Here is a 12,355-nt window from a genome sequence, read left to right on the forward strand (position 1 = left end):
ACTAAACAGGTATACTACTTGCGGTTAGGAGCCATACAGATGCGTCAATCGATCAAAGAAAAAGCGATAACAGCTCCCGTGCAGCAATTGTTTCATAACTCTCTTGCGGAACGGCTGAGCCAAATGTCTGCCTTTGCTGATGTTGAGATTAGTGCGGAATTCACTTCCGATCAGGAAAAAATGAAAAGTATACCTAAGAAATCGTATCGGTAATCATAAAACCACGTATGTGCTGACCAAACAGCCTGCGTGGTTTTATTTGTGAAAACCGTATAATTTCTCTCTACCTGCAAATTGTGGTAAACTAGCCTTTGGCATTATTGTAAGACATGAGATAAGGTGGGTGCATTCATCGTAATGGCAAATTCAAATCGCAACAAATCCACATCCAAAGGCTGGCTTTGGTTGATGGGGATTATGATCGTACTTACGTTGCTAGCTGCAACGGCCGCCATGTTATTTCAATACCATCACCATAACAAGATCAAGGGACATAGCGGACAGCAACAAGCATTAGAACCAGTTCAATCTGTGAAAAAAGCTAAAGATACCTATGACGTGATTGTCGTAGGGACCGATCCAGAAGGCGTAGCAGCAGCCGTTTCCGCGGCTCGCAATGGATTAAGCACGCTGCTGGTTGATGGCCGGAATCGTGAGATTATGGGCGGATTAATGACGCTGGGCTGGATCAATTCACTGGATATGAACTATTCCACAAGTAAGAACCTGCTAGGCAAAGATGACGTGTGGAATAAAGGGTATTTCTCGGAGTGGTACGCCAAGACCGAAGGTGATTCGTTCGATGTAAATACAGCAGCGAATGCTTTCTACGATAGTGTGAAGAATGAGAAGAATATTGATGTCTTGATGAAAACGACGAAGATCGATCCGTTGCTTTCACCGGATAAACAAGCGGTACAAGGCGCAACAATCACGCTTGAAAATGGCACAACACAAGTCGTCAAAGCTGCGTCGGTCATCGACGCTACACAAGATGGTGATTTTGCAGCGGCCTCTGGTGTAGCTTTTACAATGGGACATGAGGATATTGGGGATCCGAAATCCAAAATGGCGGTTACGCTTGCCTTCCGTTTGAAAAATGTTACTCCTGAAGTGTGGAAACTGATGGCTAATCGCTTGAATGGCGATGATGACGTCAATTCTGGCGTAACGGATGTCAGTGTATACGGCTACAAAGAAATGAGTAATTATCCGCCGCTCAACAAAGAAAGAGCCAAAATGAGAGGGCTCAACATGGGACGGCAAAACGATAACACTGTACTCATCAATTCGTTGCAAATTTTTGGTGTGGATACCTTTGATCCCAAATCGGTACAAGAAGCTTTTGACATCGGTAAAAAAGAATTACCGAATGTTGTGGACTATATGAAAAAAACGTTCCCTGAATTCTCAACTTTAGAGCTAGATGCCACCGCACCTGAGCTGTATGTGAGAGAGACGCGTCATATGCAAGGGGAATATCGCTTGAATATTGTCGATGTTTGTACGAATACAGACCAATGGGACCGCATTGGTTTTGGTTCCTACCCGGTTGACATTCAACGAATTTCACCGACAGATTCAGGTAACGTCGTGTGTAAACCGAAGCAATATGCGATTCCGTTCCGCAGCCTAGTGCCGCAGAAGATTGACGGATTGCTGGTTGTCGGCAGAGCGGCAAGCTACGACACGTTGCCACATGGCAGCGCTCGTGTAATGCCGACGGGGATGGCAGAAGGGGAAGCAGCAGGAGCAGCAGTTAGTTTAGCAAAAGCGGAGAATAAGACGTTCCGTCAGTTATCAGCTTCCAAGGAAAGTATCGCTAAACTCCAAGCCCAGTTGAACAAGCAGGGGATGGAAATTCAACCTATGTCGATTAAGCCGCAGCCATTTATGGAGCACAAAGCTTATGAAGGGTTGAAAACAGCATTGATGCTTGGTCTTGCATCCGGAGCTTATGATAACAACTTCCATCTGGATGACGCGGCTAATCCGAAACGAATGGTCAATTTAGTTGGCGGTTCACGTAAGATGAAGCCAGATGCATTTACAGGTGATGTTAATCAGGCCATTGCCAAATTGGATAACCCAGATAAAATTTCACTAACACTTGATCAAGCGAGTTATACGCTAACTCAAGCTCTAGGCATTCAAGCAACAGTCGCGGAAGCACAAGGGAAGCTTATTGAGAAAAAGCTTCTTACGACAGCAACCGTTGCTGGGATTGCAGATAAACAGAAGTTAACCAATGGTGACACGTATATGTTAATTAGAGACGTGAAAATTGGAGTAACGGGTAAGCCATAACAACATAAAGAGCCTTATTGCCGCATTGGATGTGGCTGTAAGGCTCTTAGTTTGTTGTTGGCAATGAATGGATGAATGGTTGCGGTTACATTTCTTAGTCTTCGTCCGCAGCTTCTTCTTCAGCCTCGGCTGCGTCCTCAGCCTCGTCCTCAGCGTCTTCCGCGGCATCTTCAGCTTCTTCAGCCTCAGCTTCGGCTTCCTCTTCTGCGGCTTCTTCGCTTTCTTCCGCAGCATCTTCACTTTCAGCTTCCGCATCTTCTTCCGCTTCGGCTTCTTCTTCGTCCGCAGCTTCTTCTTCAGCTTCGTCCTCGTCAGCATCCGATCCTTCAATGGCCTCTTCTTCGGCTGCTTCTTCAGCTTCAGCTACTTCTTCTTCCGCTTCGGCTTCGGATTCTTCGGAGAAAAGCACCACGAGATCTTGTCGTTCCTCTTGAAACTCGTTTTGTAGTGTCATTGTTACAGCCTCCAGATGTTATATTCAAGGCCATCTGCCTTGTTGTACATGTATATGTGAAAACAGAATGAATATACGGGGAGAACGAAATGAAAATGATTGAAAATAAACGATTTTTTCGTGTAATGAAATTGTAACATTAGCTTCATCTTCCGTTAATCTAAGAAGGATATACTTGAACTCGACCCCCTTTAAAATATAAACTTTTAGATGCCTGCAGCCTTGTGCTGCAGGCTATTTTCTTTGTGCACAACGAAAAAACCGCCGCAGCCTAAGCTGGACGGTTTGGTATTTCACATTACATCAAAGCATCGATGGAATAATCGCCAGCGCCAATCAAAGCTACACCAAGCGCAATAACGAGTAATGCAGCGTTGTACTCGAAGCCATTGGAGGTTGCCCAGTAACCATTTTTCCCATGAACCTTGAGAATGGCCATAATCATCGTGATGATAATAAGAGCTGCGCCTACGACTGTCCATAACCCAGCAGCGAAGAGTAAGCCGCCACCTAATTCAGCTAAACCTGCCAGAACCGCCATCGTAACACCTGGTTTAATACCAATCGAATCGAAGAACCCGCCTGTTCCTTTAGGGCCATACCCACCGAACCAACCAAACAATTTCTGTGTACCATGTGCTGCCATTGATAACCCAATCACCAAACGAATAATAAGTAGTCCTAATGCCATACTAACATCTCCACTTTAAATATATTTTGTTTAACAACTTACTTTATGTTAGTATATTATTACGAAGCACTTACTTTTGTCAAGCGACTATGATAAAATAGTTTTACAGAAGTGTATGTAGCAAGTGCTCATGCAAGAACTCGGAGGAGATGATTAAGATGGAAGGCTATCAACTATGTCCCAAATTCGAGAATGCATTTGAACTTCTTGGAAAGCGTTGGACAGGTCTTATCATTCACGTGCTGTTAAGCGGACCTAAGCGGTTCAAAGATATTTCCGTACTTATCCCTAGTATGAGCGATCGCATGCTTTCGGAACGGTTCAAGGAACTGGAGGCAGCGGAGATCATTGTTAGACATGTCTACCCGGAGACGCCAGTCCGTATCGAGTACGATTTAACGCCGAAGGGCAAAGGACTGCAAGCGGTTATGGATGAAGTTCAGAAATGGGCCGACTCCCATTAATGAAATAGATTACCTGGATCGGCAAAAATGGAGGACTATCTCTTGACTTTGCCTCTTCCAATGTTTACAATAGCCATATTGTAATTGGATATGTTTGTGATCCATTGAAGGGACACAGTAATTCGCGCCCACATGTACAGAGAAGGAAGCCTAGGCTGCAAGCTTCCCATGATGAGCGAATGAACAGACCTCCCCGAGGACCGACTGGGAACCGTACATGCGAGGCATGTACCAAGTAGTAGTTGTGCGAATAGCGGGCGTTAACCGCAAAGAGATGAACGCTGTTAACTTGCTTCTGCAAGGTAGCGCGGTGTTCTTCTGAATGTGGGTGGTACCACGGGTGAATTTGTTGATCAAATCTCTCGTCCCTGACGGAAGTCGGGGGCGGGGGATTTTTTGCATTTTATAAAGACGAGATTAAGGGAGGTTACTTAGATGAGTATTCAGAAGCCAAAAGGGACACAGGACCTACTTCCTGGCGAGGTAGAGAAGTGGCAGTACCTCGAAAGCAAGGCAAGAGACTTGTGCCAACGCTTTAATTACAAAGAAATTCGTTCGCCAATTTTCGAGAGTACTGAGCTATTTTCTCGCGGAGTTGGGGAAACGACAGATATCGTCGAAAAAGAAATGTACACCTTTCTTGATAAAGGTGATCGCAGCATGACGCTGCGTCCGGAAGGAACAGCGGGTGTTGTTAGAGCCTATGTCGAAAATAAGCTGTACGGCATCCCCGATTTGACGAAGTTGTTCTATGTCGGTCCTATGTTTCGCTATGAACAGCCGCAAGCCGGGAGATATCGTCAATTTCATCAGTTCGGGATCGAAGCCTTTGGATCCGTAGATCCGAGTATTGATGCAGAAGTGATTGCGCTTGGCTACACCTTTTACAAAGAAATTGGCTTGAAAGAAGTCACTGTGGAAGTTAATTCCGTCGGTACCCCTTCGGTTAGAACGGCTTACCGCGAGCAGCTGCAGGTGTTTTTTGCCCCAGTGAAGGATCAGCTCTGTAAGGATTGCCAGTCCCGATATGATCGAAATCCGATGCGTATTCTCGATTGCAAAATCGACCATAAGCATGGTGCAGGCGCGCCTGATATCCTGGAATTCTTGGATGAAGAATGTCGTACGCATTTTGCGCAGGTACAAGAGCACTTGACGGCGATGGAGATTCCGTACCGTATCAATCCTCGTCTCGTACGCGGTTTGGATTACTACACGCACACTGCGTTTGAATATAAAGCTGCTGGCATTGGCGCGATCGATACGATCGGCGGAGGCGGGCGCTACAATGGTCTCGTCGAGCAAATTGGTGGACATGGGACAGATCAACCAGGTGTTGGTTTGGGTCTTGGCCTAGAGCGCATTCTGCTTGTTCTGCAAGCACAAGGCGTTGAGATTCCGAAGCCAGAGCCGCTGGATGTGTATTTGATCGGTCTTGGCGAAGCCGCAGAGAAGGAAGTAACGAAGCTTCTGCACCAGCTAAGAATCCAAGGCTTAAAGGCTGAGAAGGACTACCAGGGCCGTAAGATGAAGGCGCAGATGAAATCAGCAGATCGTTTTCAAGCAACCTATGTAGCGATTCTGGGTGATGATGAGTTAGCACGCGGCGAAATTACGCTGAAGAAGATGGAAACAGGCAATCAAATTACGCTAAGTTTAGTGGATCTAGCCTCAAACGCTGCAAAGACACTATTCGAATAGATAGCTACACCATTATGAACACTATGAGGAGGCAACAACAATTATGATGCTCAAGACACATCATTGCGGGCAGCTTACGAAAGCCCATGTAGGCGAAACAGTTATTCTTAACGGGTGGGTGCAAGTAAGACGCGACTTTGGCGGCCTTCTATTTATCGATCTGCGTGATCGCAGCGGCCTAATACAGACCGTATTTAATCCGGATTTCTCAGGGGATGCTTTAGCTATTGCTGACCGTGCTCGTAATGAGTATGTATTAGCGATTAAAGGAAAAGTTGTAGAACGTGATGCAGAGACAGTAAACAAAAACATCCCGACAGGTGAAATTGAAGTTCAAGTAACCGAAATCGAAATCATGAATGCGGCGAAAACACCTCCGTTCTTCATCGAAGACGGCGTTGAAGTAGATGAAGCGGTTCGTTTGAAATATCGTTACCTTGACTTGCGTCGTCCCGAAATGCAACGTACGTTGATGCTTCGTTCCAAAGCGTCCAACGTGTTCCGTAATTTCCTAGACTCACAAGGATTTATTGACGTAGAAACGCCGATCCTGACGAAAAGCACACCAGAAGGCGCACGTGATTACTTGGTACCAAGCCGCGTGCATCCAGGCGAGTTCTTTGCCCTTCCACAATCACCGCAAATCTTCAAGCAATTGTTGATGGTTAGTGGTCTTGAGCGTTACTACCAAATCGCTCGCTGTTTCCGCGACGAGGATCTTCGCGCAGATCGCCAGCCTGAATTTACACAAGTCGACATCGAAACTTCGTTCCTTTCGCAGGATCAGCTTCTTGATATCCTAGAAGAGCTTGTTGTTAAACTGATGCAAGAAACCGCAAACGTGGAAATTGCCCGTCCGTTCCAACGGATTACTCATGCGGATGCAATGGCGAGATACGGCTCCGATAAGCCGGACCTTCGTTTCGATCTTGAGCTAAAGGATGTTTCCGACATCGTGTCAACGTCCGGCGTTCAAGTATTCGCTAACGTGGTTAATGGCGGGGGCCAAGTTAAAGCTCTTAATGCCAAAGGCTGTGGCACTTGGAGCCGTAAAGAAATCGACGATCTTCTTCCATTTGCAGCACGTTATGGTGCCAAAGGTCTTGCTTGGATTCAAGTAAAAGACGGCGAGTTCAAAGGGCCAATCGTGAAATTCTTCAACGAAGCTGAAATCGCTTTGTTGACAGAGCGTCTGGGTGCTGAAGAGGGAGATCTACTTCTATTCTCTGCGGATAAAAAGAAAGTCGTTGCTGATGTACTCGGTAACCTCCGTTTGAAAATCGGTCGCCAACTTGGTCTTATTGATGACTCGGTATTCAAATATGCATGGGTTGTGGACTTCCCATTACTTGGGTATGACGAAGAAGCGAAACGTTATGTAGCGGAACACCATCCGTTCACACGTCCGAACGAAGATGATATTCATTTCTTCGATACAGACCCAGGTCAAATTCGCGCACAAGCGTATGATCTTGTCTTGAACGGTTACGAAGTTGGCGGCGGTTCGATGAGGATTTACCAACGTGAAGTGCAAGAGAAAATGTTCGCAGCACTTGGCTTCTCCAAAGAAGAAGCGAATGAGAAATTTGGCTTCTTGCTAGAAGCATTTGAATATGGTACGCCTCCACACGGTGGCTTTGCATTCGGCTTTGACCGTCTGGTGATGCTCATCACAGGTCGTACGAACCTGAGAGAAACGATTGCATTCCCGAAAACAGCTAGCGCAACAGACTTGTTGACGGACGCTCCGGGTACAGTGGATGATAAACAACTAGAACAACTATCGATTCGCTTAGCGCTTAAGCAGCCTGCTGCGAAAGCCTAAGAACTTTGAAGAGGAAGTGTTCCCATGCTTCACCAATTTTCACGGACAGAATTAGCCATTGGCCCTGAGGGTCTTGATATTCTCAAAAATAGTACCGTTGTCGTACTAGGCATCGGCGGCGTGGGTTCCATCGCCGCTGAAGCCCTAGCACGTTCAGGGGTCGGGCGTTTGATTCTGATCGACAAGGATGTTGTCGATATCACGAATATCAATCGTCAGATTCATGCACTTACCACCACAGTAGGTCAGCCTAAGGCTGACCTGATGCGGGATCGCATCCTTTTAATCAATCCAGAGTGTGATGTCATTTCCCTGCGGATGTTCTACACAGAAGAGACGTATGAGCAAGTATTCGCGTATCCAATTGACTATGTGTTGGATGCAAGCGATACGATTGAGTATAAGATCCATTTGATCAAACAATGTTTGGCACGTAAAATCCCGATGATTTCTTGTATGGGTGCTGCGAATAAAATGGATCCGACGCAATTTAGAATTACGGATATCTCCAAAACGAGCATGGACCCTATCGCACGTGTGATTCGTCAACGTTTGCGCAAGGAAGGAATCAAGAAGGGCGTGAAGGTCGTCTTCTCGATGGAAGAACCGATGAAGCCACGGGAAGATGTTACCGAGCAAATCGTGCCAGCGGATGCACCTGACAGACGTAAGGCGCAGCAGCCGCCTGCGAGTAACTCCTTTGTGCCTCCTGTAGCGGGACTTATCATGGTGAGTGCAGCCGTGAAGGATTTGCTGGAGATTGGCACCAACAAAAATTAAGCCATATGAATTAAGGGATGCCTATGAAAATGGGTGTCCCTTTTTTTACATAAAATTTATATGTATCAGTCAAGTATATGTTGACTCGATATATATGATCTGATAAATTGAAGTTAAGCAGAAAGCCAAATTTGTAATGGAGGATCTACAACATGACCAGTCAAGATGTTATTTTGGGCTTATTAATGCATCACAGCTTATCGGGGTATGACATGAAGCATAAGATGGAGACGATTTTGTCTTATTTTAATAACGCAAGCTTTGGCACGATTTATCCTACCCTAAGCAAAATGGAGAAGGAAGAATTGATCACCAAGCAAAGTGTTATTCAAGAAGGCAGGCCCAATAAGAATGTCTATTCCATCACGGAGAAAGGCCGGGAGCAATTTAAAACGTACATGTATAGTCCCGTGGAAGACAATGAGTTCAAGTCCGATGCAATGACACGTCTGTTCTTTGGCGAATTCGTGGAGAAGGATGTGATTGTGGGTGTCTTAGAAGAGTATCTTCAACGGACAAAAGGCCATATGGAGCGATTAAGTAAGCTGTATGTAGAATGCCAGCCAGAGATGTCGCATAGCCAGGAAATTTGCATTCAAATCGGGATTAACAATTCAGAAAGTCAGATTCGTACACTGACACAAGGGATTGTACGTTTAAAAAATTTAGCTGAGAAGTGAGGTAGAACAGAGAATGGCGAACAAAAAAACGGGTTTAATTATATTGGCGATGGCCCTCGGATTACTTATGTCCGCGCTAGATAACACAGTGACGTCTGCGGCGATTTCGCACATCATTAGTGATATTAATGGTTTTGATAAAATAAGCTGGGTATTCACCGCGTATATGCTTGCCTCAACAAGCACGATGCTCGTATTCGGGAAGTTGTCGGATATGTTTGGCAGAAAGTTGTTTTATATGATTGGGATTTCGATCTTTTTAATTGGGTCAGCGCTATGTGGCATGGCGCAAGACATGACGCAGCTCATCATATTCAGGGCGATACAGGGTATTGGGTCTGGAGCGATATTCCCCATCTCTTTCACAATTATCTATACGATCTTTGCTGATCCGAAGCAAGCGGCGAAGCTGTCAGGCGTGTTCGCAGGGATATTCGGTCTATCTTCTGTAGCCGGTCCGCAAATTGGGACACTACTGGCTGAAACATGGGGCTGGCGCTGGTGCTTCTATGTGAATTTGCCGCTTGGTGTGTTGTCTTTCATTGTGTTGTTTTTTGCACTGAAAGAGTCACGCTCGGATCGTCGCCCGAAAATCGACTATCTGGGAACGCTTTTTCTCATCGTCACTACAGTTTCACTGATGCTTGCGCTTGAATTTGGCGGTAAGGACTATGCTTGGGGTTCTTGGCAAATCATAGGCTTGCTAGCTGTTGCGGTCGTTGTTGGCTTCTTGTTTATCCAGGTTGAGCGAAGAGCAAGTGAACCCATTCTTCCCCTTCCTTTATTCAAAAATAGAATGGTGCTTGCGACAGTCTTAGCCTGTCTCTGTCAAGGGGCCATCATGTTCTCGGCTATTGCCTATTTACCTATTTTTTCGACAGCGGTACTTGGACGTGCGAATTCAAACGGGCTTCTGACCCCAATGATGTTCTCCTTAATGGTCGGCGCAGTGGGCTTTGGGTTCTTACAGCGCTTCTTTAGTTTCCGTGCGGTATTCGCATTCAGTATGACGGCGGGCATCGTCGTGAGCTATCTGCTAAGTATTGTCAGTCATGATGCAAGCAAGATCTACATGATTATGCTGATGGTTATTCTTGGCGTTGGGGCCATTGGCCCGCTGATGAGTGTAGCTCAAAATGCCGTTGCCCAAAGTGTAGACCGTAAGTATATCGGTGTCAGTTCTTCGATCGTTGGCTTCTGGCGGAATATTGGCGGCGTTCTCGGCGCGTCCATTATGGCGACAATCGTGAACAACAACTACAGCAGTCTTATACAAGATGGTGCGGCTGCACACAATATGCCGCTTGATAAGCTAGCTACTTTAGCTAATCCCGATCAATTGATTAGAGCTGGAGCAGCTCTTCCTCCCGAAACGGCGAGTTTCTTGCGTGAATCCTTAGGGACGGCGATTAATCATGGATTTATTTTGAGCATTGCCTTCGGTGTGGTTGGGTTAGGCGCCGCATTTATTGCTGGCCCTCTACGGTTCGCTGCGCCTGCTCCGCAACAGGATACGAAATTGGAGTCTAGCGTCCCTCATTCGGTCTAAAAATATTGATATCTGTTGAAACTCCTCCATGTGCGTTCTTAACGCGAGTGGGGGAGTTTTTGCATGGAGAGACATGACATGCCTATCAGAGCAAGGTATAATGGACATTACTACGCTCAACACCCAGCAAAGGAAACTAATCATGGATTTGTTTACATATGCAGCATCCCAGGATCCGGTAGGTAAGCTTCTGGCTGACCGGATGCGGCCAACAACGCTAGATGAATACATTGGTCAAGAGCAAATTGTGGGCAAAGGCAAGCTGCTTCGCCGCGCGATCGAAGCCGATCAAGTGACCTCAATTCTTCTGTATGGACCTCCAGGTACAGGGAAGACAACCCTTGCGAACATTATCGCGAATCGCACACAAGGCGAGTTCATGAAGCTCAACGCGGTAGATGCTTCGGTGAAGGACGTCCGCGAAATTATTGAGCTGGCCAAAAGCACCAAAGCGATGTACGGTCGCAAAACGACCCTGTTCCTAGATGAGGTCCATCGCTTCAACACGTCGCGGCAGGATGCCTTGCTGCCTGCGGTGGAGCAGGGCATCCTCATCTTCATCGGGGCGACCACGGAGAACCCCTTTCACCATGTGAACGGGGCCCTCTTGTCGCGCTCGACGCTGTTTCAGCTTGAGCCCCTCACGGCGGAGCATGCGCTCATCGCCATGCGCAGAGCTATTGCCGATCCCGTCAAGGGGCTCGGCTTCATGCGACTCAATGTGGACGAGGAGGCGTTGGTTCACATCGCGCAGATGGCCAATGGGGACATCCGCCGGTCTTTGAACGCGCTGGAACTCGCAGCGCTCACGACTTCACCTGAACCGGATGGCACGGTTCATATCACGCGTGAGGTGGCGGAAGAGTCCATCCGCCGCCCGATTGTGAAAGCGGACGAGTCGACGCAGTATGACGTATTGTCCGCCTTTCACAAGAGCGTGCGCGGCTCAAGCGACGCAGCGCTGTTCTGGTTCCTCTATGCCGTCGAAAAGCTTGGCATGGATCCTATGACCTTCCTGCGACGTCTAATCGTCGCTTGCAGCGAAGACATCGGCCTCGCCAATCCGCAGGCTATGGTGCAATCTGTGACGGCGATGGACGCCTATCATAAGATTGGCTGGCCGGAGTCCAAGTACATCATTTCCCAGGCAATTTTATTCGCTGTGGAGAGTCCGAAATCGAATTCCATTCCGCTTGCTATCATGCGTGCACAGGAGCTAATGGAGCGTGTGAAGTCCGCCGAAGTTCCCCTGCATTTGCGTGATACGCACTACAAGGGTGCGGAGAAGCTTGGCCATAAGGGATATATGTATCCACATAATTATCCGGGTCATTTCGTGCGTCAGCAGTATTTGCCGGATGAGATCCAGCATGAGGTGATATTTGCAGCCACTACGCAGGGGACTGAAGAGAAGATGAAGCTGAATCAGCATAAAAGAAGAGGGACGCCTACAGATTCATAGAATCCGTAGTGTCCCTCTATATGTTTCTGGTTCCATGAGGATCGTGAATACTTTCTCTGTCACAGGATCGTAGCGAATGGAGACGATGAGTGGAAACTCCGTACCATTCTTTTTGACCCAGAAGCGAAATTGTTGCTGCATAACACCTGATGCGACTTTGGAACGCCCCATATACTTATAATCCAGCAGGGTGTACACTTTACCAGCTTCATGGAAAGCAAGGCGACTCCACTTGGCATAGGAAGGGTCGGGTTCAGGAACTTTTGATGTAATACCGCCTTTGCTTGGTTGCACTGTCTCTGCGAAAGCTTCCGAAGATCCGACCCAACCCAGTCCGATCAGGAGTAAAACGGCTATGATTTTGCTCAGCATCACTCACACCTTTCGTGCTTAGCGTGTGCGACGGAGGGAGCGGGCATACGAATTAGGGAGCGGTAAATAA

Annotated in this window: 12 protein-coding genes; 9 read left to right on the forward strand and 3 right to left on the reverse strand. The window is 47.0% G+C overall.

Annotation, left to right across the window (positions count from 1 at the left end; translation table 11 throughout):
- Nucleotides 1-39: 39 nt before the first annotated feature.
- On the forward strand, nucleotides 40-213 hold the full coding sequence (locus tag A8709_RS34455) for a hypothetical protein (protein WP_167357030.1): 174 nt from the start codon (nucleotides 40-42) through the stop codon (nucleotides 211-213).
- Between the two features lie 144 nt (nucleotides 214-357).
- Complete coding sequence (locus A8709_RS08155) at nucleotides 358-2,307, forward strand: FAD-dependent oxidoreductase (RefSeq protein ID WP_065851842.1); 1,950 nt, start codon at nucleotides 358-360, stop codon at nucleotides 2,305-2,307.
- 94 nt (nucleotides 2,308-2,401) lie between these two features.
- Here A8709_RS08155 and A8709_RS34020 read toward each other — a convergent pair whose 3' ends face one another.
- Both A8709_RS34020 and A8709_RS08165 read right to left on the reverse strand, forming a co-directional pair.
- Nucleotides 2,402-2,761 carry a hypothetical protein gene (locus A8709_RS34020; protein ID WP_065851844.1) on the reverse strand — a complete coding sequence of 120 codons (360 nt, stop codon included), beginning with the start codon at nucleotides 2,759-2,761 and terminating at the stop codon, nucleotides 2,402-2,404.
- A 298-nt stretch (nucleotides 2,762-3,059) separates the two neighbouring features.
- Entirely contained in the window at nucleotides 3,060-3,452 is a 393-nt protein-coding gene (locus A8709_RS08165; protein ID WP_065851845.1) for a DoxX family protein, read from the reverse strand.
- Between the two features lie 158 nt (nucleotides 3,453-3,610).
- On the opposite strand from A8709_RS08165, the gene A8709_RS08170 reads away from it, so the two are divergent.
- The 7 genes from A8709_RS08170 to A8709_RS08200 all read left to right on the forward strand — a co-directional run bounded on the left by A8709_RS08170 (nucleotide 3,611) and on the right by A8709_RS08200 (nucleotide 11,913).
- Nucleotides 3,611-3,916: a winged helix-turn-helix transcriptional regulator gene (locus A8709_RS08170; RefSeq protein ID WP_065851848.1), complete on the forward strand. Its 306-nt coding sequence runs from the start codon at nucleotides 3,611-3,613 to the stop codon at nucleotides 3,914-3,916.
- Nucleotides 3,917-4,351: 435 nt separating this feature from the next.
- Entirely contained in the window at nucleotides 4,352-5,617 is a 1,266-nt protein-coding gene (gene hisS, locus A8709_RS08175; RefSeq protein WP_065851850.1) for a histidine--tRNA ligase, read from the forward strand.
- A gap of 43 nt (nucleotides 5,618-5,660) precedes the next feature.
- Entirely contained in the window at nucleotides 5,661-7,442 is a 1,782-nt protein-coding gene (gene aspS / locus A8709_RS08180; RefSeq protein WP_065851851.1) for an aspartate--tRNA ligase, read from the forward strand.
- Nucleotides 7,443-7,466: 24 nt separating this feature from the next.
- Entirely contained in the window at nucleotides 7,467-8,222 is a 756-nt protein-coding gene (locus A8709_RS08185) for a tRNA threonylcarbamoyladenosine dehydratase (protein ID WP_065851853.1), read from the forward strand.
- Between the two features lie 152 nt (nucleotides 8,223-8,374).
- On the forward strand, nucleotides 8,375-8,902 hold the full coding sequence (locus A8709_RS08190) for a PadR family transcriptional regulator (protein WP_065851855.1): 528 nt from the start codon (nucleotides 8,375-8,377) through the stop codon (nucleotides 8,900-8,902).
- Nucleotides 8,903-8,915: 13 nt separating this feature from the next.
- Entirely contained in the window at nucleotides 8,916-10,451 is a 1,536-nt protein-coding gene (locus tag A8709_RS08195) for an MFS transporter (protein WP_065851857.1), read from the forward strand.
- Between the two features lie 142 nt (nucleotides 10,452-10,593).
- Nucleotides 10,594-11,913 carry a replication-associated recombination protein A gene (locus A8709_RS08200; protein ID WP_065851860.1) on the forward strand — a complete coding sequence of 440 codons (1,320 nt, stop codon included), beginning with the start codon at nucleotides 10,594-10,596 and terminating at the stop codon, nucleotides 11,911-11,913.
- On the opposite strand, the gene A8709_RS08205 is transcribed toward A8709_RS08200, so the two are convergent.
- Entirely contained in the window at nucleotides 11,908-12,285 is a 378-nt protein-coding gene (locus tag A8709_RS08205; protein WP_084224750.1) for a DUF3889 domain-containing protein, read from the reverse strand. The two genes, A8709_RS08200 and A8709_RS08205, sit on opposite strands and share 6 nt — an antisense overlap.
- Nucleotides 12,286-12,355 lie beyond the last annotated feature (70 nt).

Source organism: Paenibacillus pectinilyticus (assembly GCF_001700435.1).
Taxonomy (GTDB): Bacteria; Bacillota; Bacilli; order Paenibacillales; family NBRC-103111; genus Paenibacillus_E; species Paenibacillus_E pectinilyticus.